The 20,190-nt window shown below is 55.7% G+C and carries 17 protein-coding genes; 3 read left to right on the top strand and 14 right to left on the bottom strand.

What is annotated here, in order from left to right:
* The first annotated feature begins 110 nt into the window (after nucleotides 1–110).
* The gene (gsk, locus tag OGY62_RS08545; protein ID WP_012133497.1) at nucleotides 111–1,415 is read left to right on the top strand and encodes an inosine/guanosine kinase; all 1,305 of its coding nucleotides are present in this window, start codon (nucleotides 111–113) and stop codon (nucleotides 1,413–1,415) included.
* Between the two features lie 90 nt (nucleotides 1,416–1,505).
* On the opposite strand, the gene ybaL is transcribed toward gsk, so the two are convergent.
* Both ybaL and fsr read right to left on the bottom strand, forming a co-directional pair.
* On the bottom strand, nucleotides 1,506–3,182 hold the full coding sequence (ybaL, locus tag OGY62_RS08540; protein ID WP_012133496.1) for a YbaL family putative K(+) efflux transporter: 1,677 nt from the start codon (nucleotides 3,180–3,182) through the stop codon (nucleotides 1,506–1,508).
* Between the two features lie 279 nt (nucleotides 3,183–3,461).
* The gene (gene fsr / locus OGY62_RS08535; protein ID WP_012133495.1) at nucleotides 3,462–4,682 is read right to left on the bottom strand and encodes a fosmidomycin MFS transporter; all 1,221 of its coding nucleotides are present in this window, start codon (nucleotides 4,680–4,682) and stop codon (nucleotides 3,462–3,464) included.
* Nucleotides 4,683–4,856: 174 nt separating this feature from the next.
* On the opposite strand from fsr, the gene ushA reads away from it, so the two are divergent.
* Nucleotides 4,857–6,509, top strand: coding sequence for a bifunctional UDP-sugar hydrolase/5'-nucleotidase UshA (ushA, locus tag OGY62_RS08530; RefSeq protein ID WP_110494581.1), 1,653 nt, complete (start codon nucleotides 4,857–4,859; stop codon nucleotides 6,507–6,509).
* Nucleotides 6,510–6,590: 81 nt separating this feature from the next.
* On the opposite strand, the gene ybaK is transcribed toward ushA, so the two are convergent.
* The 10 genes from ybaK to OGY62_RS08480 form a co-directional block, all read right to left on the bottom strand.
* A complete protein-coding gene (gene ybaK / locus OGY62_RS08525) occupies nucleotides 6,591–7,070 on the bottom strand; it encodes a Cys-tRNA(Pro)/Cys-tRNA(Cys) deacylase YbaK (RefSeq protein WP_012133493.1) in 480 nt (159 codons plus the stop codon).
* Between the two features lie 200 nt (nucleotides 7,071–7,270).
* Nucleotides 7,271–8,065 carry a TraB/GumN family protein gene (locus OGY62_RS08520; protein ID WP_047458383.1) on the bottom strand — a complete coding sequence of 265 codons (795 nt, stop codon included), beginning with the start codon at nucleotides 8,063–8,065 and terminating at the stop codon, nucleotides 7,271–7,273.
* Between the two features lie 143 nt (nucleotides 8,066–8,208).
* Nucleotides 8,209–10,713: a copper-exporting P-type ATPase CopA gene (copA, locus tag OGY62_RS08515; protein WP_286459575.1), complete on the bottom strand. Its 2,505-nt coding sequence runs from the start codon at nucleotides 10,711–10,713 to the stop codon at nucleotides 8,209–8,211.
* A 138-nt stretch (nucleotides 10,714–10,851) separates the two neighbouring features.
* Nucleotides 10,852–11,622, bottom strand: a complete 771-nt coding sequence (locus OGY62_RS08510; RefSeq protein WP_115181890.1) for a heme ABC transporter ATP-binding protein — start codon at nucleotides 11,620–11,622, stop codon at nucleotides 10,852–10,854.
* Nucleotides 11,619–12,611: a FecCD family ABC transporter permease gene (locus tag OGY62_RS08505; protein ID WP_049008811.1), complete on the bottom strand. Its 993-nt coding sequence runs from the start codon at nucleotides 12,609–12,611 to the stop codon at nucleotides 11,619–11,621. The genes OGY62_RS08510 and OGY62_RS08505 overlap by 4 nt, the downstream gene beginning before the upstream one ends.
* Nucleotides 12,612–12,661: 50 nt before the next feature.
* Nucleotides 12,662–13,285: an anaerobilin reductase gene (gene chuY, locus OGY62_RS08500; protein WP_286459570.1), complete on the bottom strand. Its 624-nt coding sequence runs from the start codon at nucleotides 13,283–13,285 to the stop codon at nucleotides 12,662–12,664.
* Complete coding sequence (hutX, locus tag OGY62_RS08495) at nucleotides 13,285–13,779, bottom strand: heme utilization cystosolic carrier protein HutX (protein ID WP_012133483.1); 495 nt, start codon at nucleotides 13,777–13,779, stop codon at nucleotides 13,285–13,287. Before hutX ends, chuY begins: the two co-directional genes overlap by 1 nt.
* Before the next feature lie 12 nt (nucleotides 13,780–13,791).
* Complete coding sequence (hutW, locus tag OGY62_RS08490) at nucleotides 13,792–15,129, bottom strand: heme anaerobic degradation radical SAM methyltransferase ChuW/HutW (protein ID WP_112002139.1); 1,338 nt, start codon at nucleotides 15,127–15,129, stop codon at nucleotides 13,792–13,794.
* Nucleotides 15,130–15,149: 20 nt separating this feature from the next.
* Nucleotides 15,150–15,974 carry a heme/hemin ABC transporter substrate-binding protein gene (locus tag OGY62_RS08485; RefSeq protein ID WP_049010046.1) on the bottom strand — a complete coding sequence of 275 codons (825 nt, stop codon included), beginning with the start codon at nucleotides 15,972–15,974 and terminating at the stop codon, nucleotides 15,150–15,152.
* Between the two features lie 2 nt (nucleotides 15,975–15,976).
* A complete protein-coding gene (locus tag OGY62_RS08480; RefSeq protein WP_012133480.1) occupies nucleotides 15,977–18,103 on the bottom strand; it encodes a TonB-dependent receptor in 2,127 nt (708 codons plus the stop codon).
* A gap of 282 nt (nucleotides 18,104–18,385) precedes the next feature.
* Here OGY62_RS08480 and cueR point away from each other — a divergent pair, with 282 nt between their 5' ends.
* Entirely contained in the window at nucleotides 18,386–18,802 is a 417-nt protein-coding gene (cueR, locus tag OGY62_RS08475; protein ID WP_012133479.1) for a Cu(I)-responsive transcriptional regulator, read from the top strand.
* Here cueR and OGY62_RS08470 read toward each other — a convergent pair whose 3' ends face one another.
* Together OGY62_RS08470 and OGY62_RS08465 are read right to left on the bottom strand one after the other, a co-directional pair.
* Nucleotides 18,803–19,255 carry an NfeD family protein gene (locus tag OGY62_RS08470; RefSeq protein ID WP_047458358.1) on the bottom strand — a complete coding sequence of 151 codons (453 nt, stop codon included), beginning with the start codon at nucleotides 19,253–19,255 and terminating at the stop codon, nucleotides 18,803–18,805.
* A complete protein-coding gene (locus tag OGY62_RS08465; RefSeq protein WP_012133477.1) occupies nucleotides 19,252–20,169 on the bottom strand; it encodes an SPFH domain-containing protein in 918 nt (305 codons plus the stop codon). The genes OGY62_RS08470 and OGY62_RS08465 overlap by 4 nt, the downstream gene beginning before the upstream one ends.
* Between the last annotated feature and the right edge of the window lie 21 nt (nucleotides 20,170–20,190).

Here is a 20,190-nt window from a genome sequence, read left to right as displayed (position 1 = left end):
CCAATAAACTGCGATCTCACCGTCCGATATTGAAACTCCGCGCCTCGTCGCGCGGGCAGGGGGGAATGTGCTACCATGCACCGCTCAGTTATCCACCTGTAAACACAATCATGAAATTTCCCGGTAAACGTAAATCCAAACACTATTTCCCCGTTAATGCCCGTGACCCGCTGTTGCAACAAATTCAGGCTGAAAATGAAACCAGCGCGTCATGGGTGGTTGGTATCGATCAGACGCTGGTGGATATTGAAGCGAAAGTCGATGATGACTTTGTGACACGTTATGGATTGAGCGCCGGGCATTCTCTGGTGATTGAGGATGATGTCGCAGAAGCGTTGTATCAGGAGCTGGTGCGTGAAAACCTGATCACCCACCAGTTTGCCGGTGGCACCATTGGTAACACCATGCACAACTACTCGGTGCTGGCGGACGATCGCTCCGTTCTGCTGGGCGTGATGTGCAGCAACATTGAGATTGGCAGCTACGCCTATCGCTATTTATGTAACACATCGAGCCGTACCGACCTCAACCACCTGCAAGGGGTTGATGGCCCCATTGGCCGCTGCTTTACGCTGATTGGCGAATCCGGCGAGCGTACCTTCGCCATCAGTCCCGGCCACATGAACCAGCTTCGGGCGGAGAGCATCCCGGAATCGGTGATTGCGGGCGCATCTGCGCTGGTGCTGACCTCCTATCTGGTGCGCTGTAAACCGGGCGAGCCGATGCCGGAAGCGACCATGAAAGCCATTGAGTACGCGAAAAAGCATAATGTGCCGGTGGTGCTGACCCTGGGGACGAAGTTTGTTATCGCCGATAATCCGCAGTGGTGGCAGGCGTTCCTCAAAGAGCATGTCTCCATTCTGGCGATGAATGAAGAAGAGGCGGAAGCGTTAACCGGCGAGAACGATCCGCTGCTGGCGTCTGATAAGGCGCTGGACTGGGTGGATCTGGTGCTGTGTACCGCCGGGCCGATTGGGTTGTATATGGCGGGCTTTACCGAAGATGAAGCGAAACGCAAAACCCAGCACCCGCTGCTGCCGGGGGCGATTGCCGAGTTTAATCAGTATGAGTTCAGCCGTGCGATGCGGCATAAAGATTGTCTCCATCCGCTGCGGGTCTACTCGCACATCGCCCCGTACATGGGCGGGCCGGAAAAAATCATGAACACCAATGGCGCGGGAGACGGCGCGCTGGCGGCGCTGTTACATGATATTACCGCCAATAATTATCACCGCACCAATGTGCCTAACTCCAGCAAGCATAAATTCACCTGGCTGACCTATTCGTCTTTGGCGCAGGTGTGTAAGTATGCGAACCGTGTGAGTTATCAGGTATTGAACCAGCATTCCCCGCGGTTGACGCGCGGTCTGCCGGAACGGGAAGACAGCCTCGAAGAGTCTTACTGGGATCGCTGAGTTATTGCCCGATGGCGCTGCGCTTATCGGGCCTACAAGAAAATCGTAGGCCGGATAAGGTGATTACACCGCCATCCGGCATCACGCCGTTTAACCCGTTACCACTTCGCCTGCGGGTGGGGTTTCCAGCAGCTCCAGCATGGTGCGGGCAATTTCACGCTCGCCCATTACCACCTGATTCGCCCCGCGCTCGGTGATGTATTCCACCTCATCGTCATAATGCGCGCGCGCGATAATCTCAATATGCGGGCATTTCTCGCGGGCGGAGGCCACGATTTCACCGGCTTCGTAACCGTTTGGAATGGTCAGCAACAGCCAGCGAGCGCAGTCCAGATGCGCCAGGTTCATGATCTCTTCGTTAGCGGCATTCCCCAGTACGGCGCGAATACCGCGTTCACGCAGCTCATCCACGCGGGTACGTGAGGTTTCAATGACCACCAGCGGAATGCCTGCCGCCATCAGTTTTTCGCCCAGCAGGCTACCGACGCGGCCAAAACCGACCAGCAGCGCGTGGTTGCAGATATCCACCGGAATCTGTTTCTCTTCTTCGATCGCTTCTTCCAGCGTCTGCTCTTCCAGCGTTTCCGTTTTGGCGAGGTATTTCTCTAACAGCGCAAACAGCACCGGGTTGAGCATAATCGACAGAATCGCGCCCGCCAGCACCAGGTTCTGCCCTGCCTGCGGCAGCAGATCCAACGCCATGCCCAGACCTGCCAGAATAAAGGCAAATTCACCAATCTGCGCCAGGCTGGCGGCGATGGTCAGTGCGGTGCGCGGCGAGTGCCCGAACAGGCGAACCAGGAAGAAAGCGGCAACCGATTTACCAAAGATAATAATGGCCAGCGTAGCCAGTACTGCCATCGGCTGTTGAATCAGGATTAACGGGTCAAACAGCATCCCGACGGAGACAAAGAACAGGACCGCAAAGGCGTCGCGAAGCGGCAGCGTATCGTGCGCGGCGCGGTGGCTCAATTCTGATTCGTTTAACACCATCCCGGCAAAGAAAGCACCCAGCGCAAAGGAGACATCGAACAGCTCGACGGCGCCAAAGGCGATGCCCAGCGCCAGCGCCAGCACGGAAAGGGTAAACAGTTCACGGGAGCCGGTAGCGGCGCTGCGCGCCATAATCCACGGCACCAGACGGCGCCCAACCAGCATCATAATGGCGATAAACGCCACCACTTTACCGATGGTGATGCCCATATCAACTGCCAGCGACGCGAAGCCGACATCGCCTTTTTCCAGCATTCCCGCCACGGCGGGCAGAAGAACCAGCGTCAGAACCATCACCAGATCTTCCACAATCAGCCAGCCGATGGCGATTTGCCCGCGCTGACTGTCAATGAGCTGTCTCTCTTCAAGCGCGCGCAGCAGCACCACGGTACTGGCGGTTGAAAGACATAACCCGAAGACGATACCGGTCATGAGCGACCAACCCAACACCGCTGAAAGCGCCATACCCAGCAACGTCGCCACGGCTATCTGGGCGATCGCGCCGGGAATGGCGATGGCCTTTACCGCCATCAGATCCTTCAATGAAAAGTGCAACCCGACGCCGAACATCAGCAGGATTACGCCAAGCTCCGCCAGTTCAGGCGCAAGTTTGGTATCCGCGACAAAACCCGGAGTAAATGGCCCCGCAAGAACGCCCGCTAACAGATATCCCACCAGAGGAGAAATACGCAGTTTATTGGCAAGCATGCCGAGTATAAAAGCGAGCACGAGGCCGCCAACAATGGTGGTAATAAGCGGGGTGGCGTGATGCATTCCGTCTCCTTTGGTCGTTATGTTGATCCATTTTTGGTCGCCCTGGCGTCATCGCTCGCACAGCCTCACAAACGATGGCGCCAGAGAAACCAAAATTCCAGGTAATAGTTTATGACAATTTCGATGTTTATGTTTATGAATAATTGTTGAAATTTGATGAAAAGTGGAATTTAGAATAAAAAAGGCACGGATTGGAAAACTGGCGGGGTGTCTGTGAGCTAAAGGCTTACGGTGACTGGAAGAGGGTGCGACCAAAGTTTACCTTTGGCCGCAGGAAAATCAGGCTTTATGTCGGTTGTCAGGCAAGAATATGGTCAGTATCCCCAGAAGTGGCAGGAAAGCACATATTTTGTAGACCAAATCAATACTGGTGTGGTCGGCGAGCAGGCCTAATACCGCAGCGCCAAGGCCTCCCATACCGAACGCGAAACCGAAAAAGAGCCCAGAAACCATACCGATACGCCCCGGAAGCAGTTCCTGCGCATACACCAGGATGGCAGAAAAGGCCGATGCGAGGATAAAACCAATTATCACGGTTAAAATCCCCGTCCAGTGCAGGGTTGCATAGGGTAAAACGAGAGTAAACGGCGCTACACCCAGAATTGAGCCCCAAATAACATATTTTCGGCCTATTTTATCACCCAGAGGCCCGCCGATTACCGTTCCAGCCGCAACGGCAAACAGGAAGGCAAACAGATGAAACTGTGCGTTTTGTACCGATAATCCGAATTTTTGCATCAGATAAAAGGTGTAATAGCTGCTGATGCTCGCCATATAGAAGTATTTGGAGAAAATCAGGACTAACAGCACGCTGACGGCAAGTATCACTTTATTGCGCGGCAGCGGATTGACGATGGTCGCCTTCGGTTTTCCTTTACTTATCCGGTGTTGCGCGGCATACCAGCGGCTGATCTGCGCCAGCACAATAATGGCCAGCAACGCGGCCAATACAAACCAGGCCACATTACCTTTGCCATATGGCGCGATGATGACAGCAGCCAGTAGCGGCCCCAGCGAGCTGCCGAAGTTGCCGCCAACCTGGAAGATGGATTGCGCCAGCCCGTGGCGCCCGCCGGAGGCCATACGCGCCACGCGGGAAGATTCTGGATGAAATACCGAAGAACCGGTGCCGACCAGCGCCGCCGCCAGCAGCACGGCGCCAAAACTGCCCGCCAGCGCCAGCAGTACCAGACCGCTCAGCGTAAAGCACATCCCAATGGGGAGCGACCACGGCATGGGATATTTATCCGTCCAGTATCCGACGACCGGCTGGAGCAGGGAGGAGGCGAGCTGGAAGGTCAGGGTAATCATCCCTATCTGCATAAAGGTCAGGGAAAACTCTGATTGCAGCAGCGGGTAAATCGCTAAAATTAGCGACTGGATCATATCGTTCAACAAATGAGACAGGCTGATCGCGCCTAAGATGCCAAACGAGGTGCGTGCTTTAGTCGCCGCAGCAGAGGCGCCCGCTAACGGCTGGGTTGGTTCACTCATTGCCATAGAATGTCACTTCTGTTTTGTTTGCGATGTTGGGGATAATCGAATTTGTAATTATTACTCGACTAACATACCTGTGGACGGTGTTTGAAGGAAGTCTCAATTCTGAAAACATTTTCGACTATTATTTCAGATCATTGTAATTTCAGCGGTTGATATTGAGTCAGGGAGAGAAGCATGAAATTTTTGAAACGGGGTGTGGCGCTGGCATTGTTTGCCGCGTTTACGCTGGCAAGCCAGCCTGTTCAGGCTTATGAAAAAGATAAAACCTATAAAATCACCATTCTGCATACTAACGATCACCACGGCCATTTCTGGCGCAGCGAATACGGCGAGTACGGTTTATCGGCGCAAAAAACGCTGGTGGACGGCATTCGCAAAGAGGTTGCGGCTGAAGGCGGCAGCGTGCTGCTGCTTTCCGGCGGCGACATTAACACTGGCGTACCGGAATCCGACCTGCAGGACGCGGAACCTGACTTTCGTGGTATGAACCTGATTGGCTACGATGCGATGGCCGTCGGTAATCATGAGTTTGATAATCCGCTCAGCGTGCTGCGTCAGCAGGAAAAGTGGGCCAAATTCCCCTTCCTCTCCGCCAATATCTACCAAAAGAGTACCGGAGAACGCCTGTTCAAGCCCTGGGCTATTTTTAAACGCCAGGATCTGAAAATCGCCGTCCTCGGATTGACGACGGACGACACCGCGAAGATCGGTAACCCGGAATTCTTCACCGATATCGAGTTCCGTAAACCGGCCGAAGAGGCGAAGGTGGTGATTCAGGAACTGCAAGTGAATGAAAAGCCGGACATCATTATCGCCACTACCCACATGGGGCACTATGACAACGGCGATCACGGTTCGAACGCGCCGGGCGATGTTGAAATGGCGCGTAGTCTGCCAAAAGGCTCGCTGGCGATGATTGTGGGTGGTCACTCACAGGACCCGGTGTGCATGGCGTCTGAAAACAAAAAGCAGGTTGATTATGTGCCGGGTACGCCTTGCGCGCCGGATAAGCAGAACGGCATCTGGATTGTGCAGGCGCATGAGTGGGGGAAATACGTTGGCCGCGCGGACTTTGAGTTCCGTAACGGCGAGATGAAAATGGTCAACTATCAGCTCATTCCGGTAAACCTGAAGAAGAAAGTCACCTGGGATAACGGGAAAAGTGAGCGCGTACTTTACACCCCGGAAATTTCAGAAAATCAGCAAATGCTCTCGCTTCTGACGCCATTCCAGAACAAAGGTAAAGCGCAACTGGACGTGAAGATTGGCAGCGTCAATGGTCGTCTTGAAGGGGATCGCAACAAAGTTCGCTTTGTGCAGACTAATATGGGCCATCTGATTCTGGCCGCGCAAATCGCGCGCACCAGCGCCGATTTCGGCGTGATGAGCGGCGGGGGGATTCGCGACTCGATTGAAGGCGGCAACATTACCTATAAAAGCGTGCTCAAGGTGCAGCCGTTTGGCAACGTTGTGGTCTATGTTGACATGAGCGGTAAAGAAGTAATTGATTACCTGACCGCCGTCGCGCAGATGAAGCCGGATTCCGGGGCGTATCCGCAGTTTGCGAACGTCAGTTTTGTGGCGAAAGACGGCAAACTTAATGACCTGAAAATTAAAGACGAGCCTGTTGATCCGGCGAAAACCTACCGGATGGCGACGCTGAGCTTCAATGCGACGGGCGGCGACGGGTATCCGCAAATTGATAATAAACCGGGATACGTGAATACCGGGTTTATTGATGCGGAAGTGCTGAAAGAGTACGTGCAGAAGAACTCACCGCTGGATGCCAGCGCGTATGAGCCGAAGGGCGAAGTCAGCTGGCAGTAATAAGGCGTAGTGCCGGTACGGGTCAATGCGGTTTGTAGGCCTGATAAGCGTAGCGCCATCAGGCTATCATTCTAAAATCGCTTAATCCCGGCGAGCGATATCGGCGAATTTCGCATCCAGAATTTTGGCTAAATCGCCCGCCGCCAGCTCGATGTCCAGCCCGCGTTTGCCGCCGGAAACATAAATGGTGGCAAACGTTTGGGCCGGCGCGTCAATCAGCGTCGGCAGCCGTTTTTTCTGCCCCAGCGGGCTGATGCCGCCGACCAGATAACCTGTCGTCCGTTGGGCGACCATCGGATCGGCCATATCGACCTTTTTAGCCCCCAGCGCTTTCGCTACTTTTTTCAAATCCAGCTGTCCGGCAACGGGCGTTACCGCGACCGCCAGGTGCTTCATATCGCCGTTTACGGCAACCAGCAGCGTCTTGTAAACCTGATCAGGATTCAGGCCTAATTTGCGCACCACTTCATCGCCAAAATTGGTTTCTGACGGATCGTGATCGTAGGCGTGGATCTGAAAAGTAATGTTGTTTTTTTCGAGTAATTTTACGGCGGGTGTCATAGCAATTATTCCTGGCCCAGACAAAATACCCTTAAAGCATACGCCTGATGGTGGTCTAAAAAATAGTACCATCTTGCGCAATAGTATTGGCAGGATGGTGACTTTGAGCGACAATCGACATAACCAGGGCGCTACGTCCTGGCATAATAATAACGATGAAATTCCTCTTTGACGGGCCAATAGAAATATTGGCCATTTTTTTAACGCATTAGCGCAGGCAAATTGCCTTCCCCGTAAAGATGAAGCGCGCCGACCGCCACGACGTACCGCCCTGGCGGCATGGCATGCAGACGCTCCCGCCAGGCGACATTTCGCTGATGCATCAGCACATCATACAGCGACTGACTGAAGGTATTCGGCAACGAAATAGCATTATTCTGCGGGGGCGATTTCAGCCACCAGCTCATCATCTGTTGCAGCAGTCTGGCGTTGGTATGCCAGTGCGTCAGGGTATCATCCAGTAGCGCCAGTCCGTTATCAGGGAGCTGGCACAGCAGATCGATCTGGCTGGAAGCGCCTTCCAGTTCGATGATCGGTTTTTGCGCCTGTTTTGCCGTTTTCAGCAACTGGTAATCAATACCGTATTCCGGTCGCAGCCCCAGTTGTTGCGCCTGAGTCGCCTGCAATATCATGGCGATTTGCCATAACGGCTGGGTCGAAAAGAGAGAAGGGGAAATGCCCAGTTCATGGGTGATTTTATGCAGGCGCTGACGTAACTCGTCGCTAATTCGCTCATCCAGGTCGGCAAAGGCAGGCAGGTCGGTAAAAGGCGAATCGTTGCCTGAAACATCGGCTTCAACAATTAGCGCGTCCGCCTGCCTGAGCTTTTTAAGCAGTTTTGCCGGAAGGGGGGCCATATCGCGCGTTCCCATGTGAATACTGCCCACAAGATGAAAACAGCGATCGCCGGGTAACATGATGTCGATGGCAGGCCAGGTATAATGGTTGCCGCGCAGTGCAGCCCATAACGCTTTTACCCGGTATAACAGATCCATACGCCCTCCCTTAGTGGAAAACCATGCTAGCGTGTGGCTCTGGAAGGTGCAATGCGTGAAATGCCGGATGGCGACGCAAAAGCATCTTATCCGGCCTACGATGAGAGTGCTGCGTAGGCCGGATAAGCGTTAGCGCAGGCGCCTTATTCTTTTGGTTTAAAGCGCAACAACCGGTTGGCGTTGCTCACCACGGTAATTGAGGAAAGCGCCATTGCCGCGCCTGCCACAACCGGGTTAAGCAGCGTGCCGGTGAACGGCCACAGAATCCCGGCGGCAACGGGGATGCCGATGCTGTTATAGATAAACGCGCCGAGCAGGTTCTGCTTCATGTTTCGCAGGGTCGCCCGTGAGATGGCCAGCGCGTCAGCTACGCCCATCAGGCTATGGCGCATCAGGGTTATCGCCGCAGTTTCAATCGCCACGTCGCTGCCGCCGCCCATTGCGATGCCGACATCCGCCTGCGCCAGCGCCGGTGCGTCGTTGATGCCATCGCCGACCATTGCGACCTGACGTCCCTGACTTTGCAGACGCTTAATCGCATCGGCTTTACCGTCCGGCAGCACGCCCGCGATCACCTCATCAATCCCGGCTTCTTTGGCAATGGCGTTGGCGGTGGTCGGGTTATCCCCGGTTAACATCACCAGACGATACCCGGCGCGGTGCAGGCGCTGAAGCGCTGCGACGCTGTCGCTGCGCAGCGGATCGCGGATCGCCAGCAGCGCCGCGGCTTTTCCGTCAATCGCCAGCAATACGGGCGTTGCCCCCTGAGAAGCCTGTGCTGAAATTTCAGCGTCCATTGCGGTCGTGACAACCTGTTGTTCATTCAGCAGCGCCTGATTGCCTAACAGCAACGTATGCCCGTCCGCTTCGCCGCTAACGCCTAAGCCACGTAACGTCCGAAAGTTATTCACCTGAGGCAGGGTGGCGTCGGCGGCTTTTTCCAGGATAGCGTGCGCCAGCGGGTGGCTGGAGCCTTGTTCCAGCGCGGCCGCCAGACGTAAGGCGCTCGCCTCATCGGTATTGCCAAATGTCCTGATGGCGACGACCTGCGGTTTACCTTCCGTCAGCGTACCGGTTTTATCAAATATCACGGTGTCCAGCGTGCTGGCGCGTTGCAGCGCGTCGGCGTCGCGTACCAGGACGCCAAATTCAGCGGCTCGCCCCACGCCCGAGATAATCGACATCGGTGTCGCCAGACCCAGCGCACACGGACAGGCGATAATCAGGACGGTGGTGGCGATCACCAGCGTGTAAACAATTTGCGGCGCTGGCCCAAAGATATACCAGATACCTGCGCTCACCAGGGCAATCACCACCACGACTGGCACGAACACCGAGGAGATTTTATCGGCAAGCTGGCCGATTTCCGGTTTGCTGCTCTGTGCCTGGCGTACCATGCGAATAATGCGCGACAGAGTGGTATGGCTGCCGACTGCGCTTGCGCGAAACAGCACGCTGCCGTCCTGCACCACGGTTCCGGCGTGAACGCTGTCGCCTTCGCCTTTCTGCTGCGGGATGGGTTCGCCAGTGAGCATCGCTTCATCCAGCCAGGCTTCACCCTGAGTGATTTCACCGTCTACCGGCACACGGTCGCCGGTGGTCAGACGCAGCAACATGCCCGGCTGTACATCCGCCAGAGGTACGCTTTTTTCACCGTCATCAGTGACCACGCGCGCCGTCGGCGGAGTTAAGTCGAGCAATTTTTCCAGCGCTTTAGAAGAGCGCTGACGCGCGCGGGCTTCCAGCATGTGTCCGAGGTTGATCAGACCGATGATCATCGCACTGGCTTCATAATAGAGATGGCGCGCTTCCATCGGGAACCACTGCGGCCACAGGTTGACGCTCATCGAGTACAGCCAGGCCACCCCGGTGCCGAGCGCCACCAGCGTATCCATCGTGGCGGTGCCGTTCATCAGGCTTTTCCATGCGCTGCGGTAGAAGTGTCCGCCCGCAAAAACCATCACGGCAAGGGTCGCCAGGCCGATTGCCAGCCACAGGCTGCGGTTATCGGCGGTGACCATCATGTTGTCGCCGAGCATCCCCCAGACCATCACCGGCACGCCGACCAGCAGCGCGACAATCGCCTGCCAGCGGAAGCGTTTCATGGTAGCGAGTGCGGTTTCCTGCTGGCGTTCGCGGCGTTTAACGTCATCTTCGATCGCTTCTGCGCCGTAGCCTGCTTTCTCTACCGCCTGCACTAAATCTGCGGCGGACGCGCTGCCCATTACCAGCGCAGTGCGTTCCGCCAGGTTTACCCGTGCCTGTGTGACGCCCGGTACGCTTTGCAGCGCGTTTTGCACCCGGGAAACACAGCTGGCGCAGCTCATGCCGCTTAACAGCAGCTGTTGGCTTTCATCATCATCGGCCGTCGCTGCCGGAAGCTCAGGGGGAACCGCTGTCAGTGCTTCCGACGGGATTGATGACTCCGCCAGCGGTTTAGCCTTTGGGTGGCTTAACTCCGCGCCGTAACCGGCTTGTTTAATGGTTTCAATAAGCGCTTCGGCGCTGGCGCTGCCGGTAACGTGCGCTTCGGTTACCGTGACGTCCGCCTGTTCAACGTCAGGACGTTGTTCAAGACTTTCTTTCACGCGTTTGACGCAGTGACCACAGGACAGACCGTCCAGGGTCAGGTCGATAGTTTGAGACATAACACACTCCTTTATGACAGGATTAACTGACTGTGATAAAGGGTAAACCTTCCATCAAGGGGAAGGTCAAGCGAGTTTTATTAAGCAGGGAAACATTTCTGTAAAAACGGGAGCGCCACGGCTGACGCTCCCGCTAAGTCAGTGATCCAGAACGATGAACGGAGTGTGATTTCCCGGTTCGTTTAAAACCGTGATATCCGCGCCGTAAAGCGTTTTCAGCGCCTGTTGTTTCAGCACCTCCTGCGGCCTGCCGTTATCAATAAGGCGGCCGTTTGCCATCAGCACCACCCGGTCGGCATAGCGTGCGGCAAGATTGAGATCGTGCAGCACGCAGCAGACGTTGAACTGCCGTTCACGCACCAGTTGGCGCAGCAGACGGAAAAGATGCTGCTGGTGGTGAATATCCAGCGCGGAGGTGGGTTCATCCAGAAACAGCCATTTGGGCGAGGGCTCGGGTTCCCAGAGCTGAACCAGCAGGCGCGCCAGCTGTACCCGCTGCTGTTCGCCGCCCGACAACTGCCGGTAATCACGCGAGGCCAGCTGGCTGCAATCGCACAACGCCATGATGTGCTCGGTTTCATCGCGTGGATTATGCGTCCGATGAGGATGCCTGCCCATGCGAATGACTTCCCGAACGCTGAACGGGAACGCCATGTGGCTGTTCTGGCGCATTACCGCGCGGGTCTTCGCCAGTTCCGTCAGCGGCCATTCGGTCAGCGGCTTGCCCAGAAGCGTACAGCGACCAGAGTCGGGTTTCAGATACCCGGTAAGCTGGCGCAGCAGCGTGGATTTCCCGGCGCCATTCGGCCCTAAAATAGCGACGATTTCACCACCAGGCAGAGTCAGCGAAACATTGTCCGTTAAACGGCGTCCATGAATGCTGTAAACCAGATTTTGGGCATCAATCATACCACCCTCCGGCTGTTCAGAATGAGCCACAGGAACCAGGGGCCGCCAATCAGGCTGGTCAGAAGGCCGACCGGCATCTCCGCAGGCTGTACCAGCGTGCGTGCCAGCGTGTCGGCAACCAGGAGCAAACATGCCCCTGCAAGTGTAGAGCAGGGAATGAGCCAGCGATGGTCTGCGCCGATGATCATGCGAATTAAATGGGGAACCACCAGACCGATAAAGCCAATCACGCCGCTTACCGAAACGGCAGCGCCCACCAGCAGGGAGCTGAGCAACAACAGCTGCTGACGTTTACGCTTTACGTTTACCCCCAGATAGTGCGCCTCTTCATCCCCTAATTGCAGCAGGTTCAGCGTCCCGGAAAGACAGGCGGTGGCGGCGATGGCGGGCAGTGCGAACGAACTGGCCACCAGTAGCGTCGGCCACTGCGCCTGACCGAGGCTGCCCATCATCCATAGCGTCAACTGACGTAATTGCTGTTCGTCGCCAACATAGCTCAGTATGCCGATAGCCGCCCCGCACAGCGCATTAATCGCAATCCCGGCCAGCAGCAGTTGCATCATGCCGCCGTGAGCGTGGCGCAGGCTGATCAGAAAAATAACCGCGCAGACCACCACGCTGCCGGCGACGGCAAAGATCATCTGTTCATAGAGAGCCAGAACGACGGGCAACGAAAGAGGGAAAACGATCGCGACGCCGACCATTAACGCAGAGCCGCTGCTGACGCCGAGCAACCCCGGATCGGCCATCGGGTTGCGAAACAGTCCCTGCATGATCACGCCCGCCGTCGCCAGCGCGCCGCCAACCAGCACGGCCAACAGAACGCGGGGCAAACGGATGTTCAGCCAGATATCCCGGTACTCTTGGTTAAACAGCGCGCTGAAGCTGATGTTCAGCGCCCCCTGGCTGGCGCCGAACAGCACCAGTGCGATCAGCAAGAGTGAAAGCCCCGTCAATACACTGAGGGAAGAGAGTGAATCCTTGAACACTCGAATCTCCATAACGTCATTGCGGCGCGGATGTCCGCGCCGCGAGGGGATCACACCGGCTTTAGTTCAGGCTCAACCAGACTGTAGATCTGATTGTTAAGCGCAGGCTCGCAGGCCAGTTCATGAATATGGGCGGCGACATCCGCACGCATCACAAACCCGTGGCACTCCTGTCCCTGGTAGCGCTGCGCTTTACCTGTCGCATCGCCATTCAGTAAACCGCCTGGCCGCAGGATGGCATAATCCAGCTGACTGGTTTGCAGCCAACTTTCCGCCAGCGTTTTTTCCCGCACGGCCTGGCCGAATGCGGCTTTCGCGCGAGGGGATAAAAATGCCCAACTGTCGCCGCATCCCAGCGACGTCACCAGAATCATGCGTTTGATGCCTACTTTCTCGGCTTCATCAATAACGGTTCTGTGCGCCAGATAATCCTGGTTTCCCCCCATTGATGAAATGACAAGCGCCTCCGGCCCTGCGGCATGGCAGGCGCAGGACACGACGCTTGCGTCGCAGGCATCGCCAATAAATACCTGAACGCCTTTGCTTTGCAAAAGGGCCGCGGTTTCCGGGTGACGAATCACGGCAACGACCGGGCGCTGTTGCGTCAGCGCGAGTTCAAGCGTTCTGGCACCCACGCCCGTACCGCCGGCACCGAAAAGTAACCACGGCGTCATCAGGCGTTTTCCTTCAGAGAGGAGGCCAGGGTGCGGAAGGCGTCAACCTGTTCGCCCAGTAGCTGACGATGCTCGTCGCGACCGAGGAAGACTTTAAACATGGCGCTGCCCGCCTGGTTGAGGAACAGAATAGACGCGGTGTCCATGCCCATAAATTTGCGCTCCACTAAGGCGATGTGCGTGCAGTTTTCCGCTTTGATATGGCCGGTCATGCCTTTTTTACCGCGCAGATTGAAATAACCGTGACGATGGAAGCCGGAGGGCAGTTCACCGGTAAATTCGAGAATGACATCGGCAGTGTGCACCAGGGTTGTGACTTTGCCCCATTCGCTGACGGTGTCCCAGACGGTATCGAATTTATCGCCGCTGACCAGGGTATGAGAGGGCAGGTTTTTGACTACGTCTAAAAGCGTGGTGTTGTACTGTGCGGCGATCGCTTCCAGCGTTCCGTCCGGCTCAGTGCGCAAAAAATCCTGTAAAGAGACATGGCTCATAAGTTACTCCTTTTATGGTTTATCTACCGCGATGCGCGGTGCGTTAAGTTCCTGAATCAGTTCGTCAAGAGACTGCAAAATATTGCTTGCCCAGAAGCGTCCTTCGTTGGTCAGACGCAGGCAGGTTGACGCATCGCGGGTCAGCCCCGCGTTGTGCCATTGGGTCAGTAACGGAATCAGTTGCTCCGCGTGAGGCGTCAGCTCATCAAGCGGTACGCGCGCCGTTTCAATCCCCGCCTGTAACGTATGGCGCCACTGAAAGCCGCGTTCGGCGGTACGCATCATCATCATTAACGGCTTTTTCCCGGCGGCGATAGTTTCATGCCAGGTGGAAAGGTTTCTCTCCACCATCCAGGAGTAGCCGTTGACTGAACCGCCTGCGCCGGAGCCGAAGGCGAGGCAGTCAGCGCCTTGCTTGATCAGCAGGTTGTACAGGTTGCGTTCTCGGGTGGTACGCGCCCAGTGGCTGTTGCTGATGCAGCGCCAGCCCGCGCTATCCATAAAATCGCAGCCCTGAAGGTAGAGGTCGCGACGCGCTGAGGGGGAAGGAACGCTCGTCCGGCCACTTTCAACCGCTTTACCGAGCGGCGTATTGGGAAGCAAATTCAGCGCATACAGATCGATCCCATCCAGCCCGATATCGCGGGCTATCGCCAGATCTTCACCCCACAGGGCGGCATCCTGACCGGGCAGGCCGAACAGCAGATCGCACACCACGGCGGCGCGATCCCGCCGCACCAGGCCGTTCATAAAGGCGATGGCGGTTGGGCCGTCCGAGGTGCGCGCCATTTTCTTGCGGATCTTGCTGTTGAAAGACTGAATGCCGATAGAAAACCGATTGGCGCCCGCATCAAGACAGGCATCAACGCGGGCATCATCAAAGTTGAGCACCCGACCTTCGATAGTGATTTCGCAATCCGGCGCCAGCGGCAGTTTTTCACGCAGCGTAGTGATGATCCTGGCCAGATCCCTAGCCGACAGCGCAGATGGCGTTCCGCCGCCGAAATACACCGCATGAATGGGCGCTGACTGGTGCAGCGTGCTGTCGGCTTCCATCTCTATTTCACGTAGCAGGGCGTCGGTATAGCGTGCGCAATGATCCTCTTCAAAGCGGTTCTGATAAAAACCGCAGAAAGTACAGTGAGTTGCGCAAAAAGGGATATGTAAATACACCAGTCTTTTGCGCGGTGGAACGGTCTGGCTGATGACGTTCTGCCAGGTTTGCGACAATTGCTCTTTTGCAACAGGAATCGCACCACGCCACGGCATCGTGGCCCGACGATCCTTAAAGGGCTGGTTCCCCTCCAGCGCGAAATGTGGAGTGAGATCCAGCGTGTGTTGAGTATTCATAATTGTAATGCCAAATCCATTTAATGAGGCCAGAGTTGCTGGTGCAGAGTTTCAACGGCGTCAGCGACGCGGGGACCCATCCCCAGAATCAACGCCTGATCAATGGCGACGATCCGCTGATTTTTCCAGGCGGAGGTATGGGTGATACCGGCAATGGCGCGCAGGCGATTGATGTCGCCCTCGACCATCTGTGATGTCACAACAATCACCTGCGGGTTTGCCGCAATCAGCGATTCAGCGCTGTAACTTTTATATTGCGCATGCTGGGCGACATTCTGCGCGCCAGCGAGGGTCAGAATCGCGTCAGCGACGCTGCCCTTACCGGCGATCTGCGGGGCGCTGCCCCCCGCAGAAAGAATAAACATCGCCTTAACCGGCGCGCCTTTCGCCTTCACGCTGTCCTGCACACGATCCAGCCGCTGGCGAATGTGGTTAACCAGCGCGTCGCCCTGCTCAGGAACCTGGAGTGTGTTCGCCAGGGCATGAATATTGGCGTACATCTGGTCAACGGTGGCCGGAACGCGCGGCAGGGTGACAACGTTGACTTTTTGGGTGCGCAACTGCTCCAGCACAATATGCGGGCCCGCGTCCTGCCAGGTGATAAAGCTGTCCGGGCGCAGCGATAAAATGCCCTCACTGTTCAGTTGCTTCCAGTAGCCAATATGCGGCAGTGCAGCGGTTTCGGGGGGATAAGAGGTGGTTTCATCCACCCCGACAACGCGATCGCCGATGCCCATTGCAAAAATAAGCTCGCTGAGAGAACCGCCCGCCACCACCAGTCGTTCGGCCGCCTGCACGCTGAAGGCGCTAACCAGCGCCAGTAAGCCAATGACAAGTCTCTTCATCGTCAGAAATTCCACGCAAAACCAATCGCTGCGTTAAAGCCCGCCGCTGGAATGGATTCATGAGCGGTCTGGTAACGTTTATCGGTCAGATTGTTCAGCGCCAGATTGACCTGATACTGATCCTGCGGACCAAACTCAGTATTAAAGGCGAGGTTAAGCGTCGCCCAGCCCGGATAGCGAATTTCAGTCTCTCCCGTGTTGTCTTTGGCGCTGGATGCCGCACGGATGAAGAGATCGGAAGTGATATTCGCGGCATTGAGCAGCAGCGTGTGTTTCAGACCTGCGCGGCCTGTCAGCATCGGTTCGCCGGTATCCCAGGTTTTTTGCACGTCGCCTTCATACTGACGACGAATCAGGTTGCCGCTCAGATAAGGTGATACGGCCCAGGCGTTGTATTCCGCTGTCAGCTCCATCCCCCAGGTTTTGGCGCGGTCAATGTTGTCGTAGTAGTAGGATGAGGTGCTGCTGCCATTACAAATCGCTTGCCCTGAACAGGCGAGACTGGCGATATAGTCTTTGGCTTCGGAGTAGTAAATCGCCCCGTCAATCAGCCACATATTGCCTTTGTAACGCGCACCCAGTTCATAGTTATTGGAGTGCTCAGCCTTCAGGTCAGGATTGCCATAGGTGATTCTGCCGCCCGCAGACGTTTGCATAAACAACTGAACCAGCGTCGGGAAGACATATCCCTGAGCATAGGCTGCGCGTAGCTCAAGATTATCAAAACCGGAGTAACGCAGGCTGGTTGAGGTGACTAACTCATCGTCATGCGCTGACTTTCCACCGGATGACTGCCAGGTTGTGCCGCTCAGACTGTCGCTACGGTTCAGTTTAGAAGAGAGCCAGTACTGACGTGCGCCGACGGTCCAGGTCCAGTCATCGGCAAAACGCCAGTCGTTTTGCGCAAATATTGAGGCGTTACCTTGTTCAGCCTCAATATGTGACAGGGTATTGGTCTGGATATCGAAGACGCCGGTTGCCGCTGTCTGACGCGTGCTGCTATTGGTGTCCTGCTTCACTTTGTCGTGCTGATACTGCGTCCCGATAACCAGCTCGTTGTTCGCTGGCAGTGAGAAGTTGCTCTGTAACGTCACACCCTGCGTGTACTGTTTATCATTGGTGTTGGTCTGATTGCTGACTGTCAGCGCCTGAATCATCGGGCTTGGGATGACCTGGGTGGTTTTTACCCGATTCTCAAATTTACGCTCAATGGTCTGGCTGTAAGCGTCGAGGTGGATTTTTTTCAGGTAATCGCCATCGGCATCATAGTCATAGAAAACGCCGACCTTTTCGCGTTCCAGTTTCGGAATACGGACGCTGAATTCGTCATACTGGTTATCCGCATCGCTAATCCAGGTTTGGGTGGACGTTTTGTAGCGATCGAGTGATAGTCCAAATTTATGGCGATCGAGATTGTAGCCAAGCCAGACGCCCTGGCTGTTGTTGCGGAAATTGGTGTTGGGCAATCTGCCGTCAGGCGTGTCGCGGTTGCCCTGATCGGAATAACTGCCGTTAATGCGGTAGTCGAAGTTGCCGATGCTGCCCCAGGCGGCGGCCGACTCCTCCCAGCCTGCGGTCGCGGAGTTGTAAACGGCTTTGACGCTTCCGCCGAGCGGCTTATCGCCGCCTTTTTTCGTAATAAAGTTCACCACGCCGCCGATGGCCTGCGAGCCATAGAGTACCGAGTAGGGGCCTTTAACGATTTCAATACGCTCAAGCGACGATTCATCAATGAGCAAGCCAGCGCCGTAGTTTTGCCCGGCGCGCTGATAGCTGACGACCTGGCCGTCAATCAAAATTAATACGCGTGAAGAGGCTTCGCCGCGAATGCGGATCTGTTTGCGTCCTGCCAGAGAGTTATCAGTAACCTCAACGCCGGGGATGTCCTGTAGATCGTCCGCAATCGACACGCTGGTAGAATTCTGTATGGCCTGGCGGTCGATAACCTGAATCGTGGCCGGGCTTTCCCAAAGGCTACTTTCTGAGCGGTTAGCGGTGACGATTAACGTGTCGTCATCCGATACTTTATGATGTTGTGCTGTAGTTGTCGTGGCTGCTGAAACAGCACCTGAAACGCATAATGTCAGGGCCGAAAGAATAAATGGCCGTTGGCTAATCCGTGGCAACATGTGAGAACCTTTATGAGTATGTAAATGATCATCATTATCATTCGCGTTTATATAGAAGATGTATCCACAAGTTCAAGGTTGAAAGGTGTATAATTAATGCACCTTTGATCTGTATCAATATGTTGCAAGCAAGACAGCCATAAGTGTGAGCGAGATCGCACATAACAGTAGGATTGCTAAGGATTTATTGCACAGGCGCCAGGGGCATTCCACCCCGTGATAGCATGGGGGCGATGTGGGTTATAATGAGCTTCGGCATCAACATGCTCTGCGGGGGGAGATGTGAATATTAGCGATGTTGCGAAAAAAACAGGCTTAACCAGCAAGGCTATTCGATTTTATGAAGAGAAAGGGCTGGTGACGCCGCCGCTGCGCAGTGAAAACGGATACCGCACTTACAGCCAGCAGCATTTAAACGAGTTAACGCTGTTGCGTCAGGCGCGTCAGGTCGGTTTTAACCTGGAAGAGTGCGGTGAACTGGTGAATTTGTTTAACGATCCGGGGCGCCATAGCGCAGATGTGAAAAAACGCACGCTGGAAAAGGTCGCTGAGATTGAACGCCACATCAGCGAATTGCAGGCTATGCGCACGCAATTACTGACCCTGGCGGAGTCATGCCCGGGTGATGACAGCGCCGATTGCCCGATCATTGATAATCTTTCCGGCTGCTGTCATCACAAAGGTAAAGCCCGCCGTTGATCACACGGCCTTAATGCGCAACGTTATCCCTTCGATGGCAATCACCTCCACCTGCGTTCCGGCGCTCAGATCCGCGTCGGCGCTGACGGGCCAGGAGCTGTCGCCGACGCGCATGTGGCCGCGTCCGTTGACCAGCGCGGTTTCCAGAATAAAGCGGTGGCCTACCAGCTGTTTCCCGCGTTGATTAAGGTGACTGTCAGCCGGTTTTTGCTCACGCACGCGCCGTGCCAGCCACTTCCACCACAGCCAGGCCGCCAGCAGCGTCAATACGGCGAACATAACGCCTTGCCACTCCCAGCCGAGCGGCACCAGCCAGACCACCAGGCCAGTAATCACGGCGGCGACACCGCTCCACAGCAGGTAGCCGTTCCCTCCCAGCATCTCGGCGGCCAGCAGTAGCCCACCAAGACTCAGCCAGAAAATATGCGGGTGAACCAGAATCATCGCTATCATGATTTGTTCCGTTCGCTGGTGCTGTCCTTGATAAGTTCGGTGATCCCGGCAATGGAGCCCATCAGACTGCTGGCGTCCAGCGGCATCATGACAACCTTACTGTTGCCCGACGAACCAATCTGCTGCAACGCTTCGGTGTATTTCTGCGCCACGAAGTAGTTCACCGCCTGAATATCCCCGGCGGCGATCGCTTCAGAGACCATCTGGGTGGCGCGGGCTTCCGCTTCGGCGGAACGTTCACGCGCTTCAGCCTGTAAGAAGGCAGACTGGCGTTCGCCTTCCGCTTTCAGGATCTGCGACTGTTTTTCACCCTCAGCTTTCAGAATTTCAGCCTGGCGCACCCCTTCCGCCTCCAGAATGTAGGCGCGTTTGGTACGTTCTGCTTTCATCTGGGCGTTCATGGATGAAATCAATTCCGCCGGTGGACGAACATCGCGGATCTCAATACGCGTAACCTTGACGCCCCAGGGATTGGTGGCCTCATCGACAATGTGCAGCAGGCGCGTGTTGATGCTGTCGCGCTGGGAAAGCATTTCATCCAGCTCCATTGACCCCAGTACGGTACGGATGTTGGTCATGGTGAGGTTGATAATGGCCAGCTCAAGATTGCTGACTTCATAGGCCGCGCGCGGAGCGTCGATAACCTGAATAAAGCACACCGCGTCAATGGTGACGTTGGCGTTATCTTTTGAGATAACCTCCTGCGACGGGATATCGAGTACCTGTTCCATCATGTTGATCTTGCGACCAATTCTGTCCATAAACGGCACCACCAGGCTCAGGCCTGGTTGCAGGGTTTTGGTGTAACGGCCAAAACGCTCCACGGTCCACTGGTATCCCTGTGGGACAATTTTGACGCCTGCGCCGACTATCACCAACGCCACGAAAATGAGAATAGGGATAAAAATAAGCATTGATAAACCTCCTGTCGTGCT

It is taken from the genome of Citrobacter sp. CK198 (assembly GCF_030333295.1).
Classification (GTDB): Bacteria; Pseudomonadota; Gammaproteobacteria; order Enterobacterales; family Enterobacteriaceae; genus Citrobacter_B; species Citrobacter_B koseri.
This window is presented reverse-complemented; position numbering and strand designations above follow the sequence as displayed.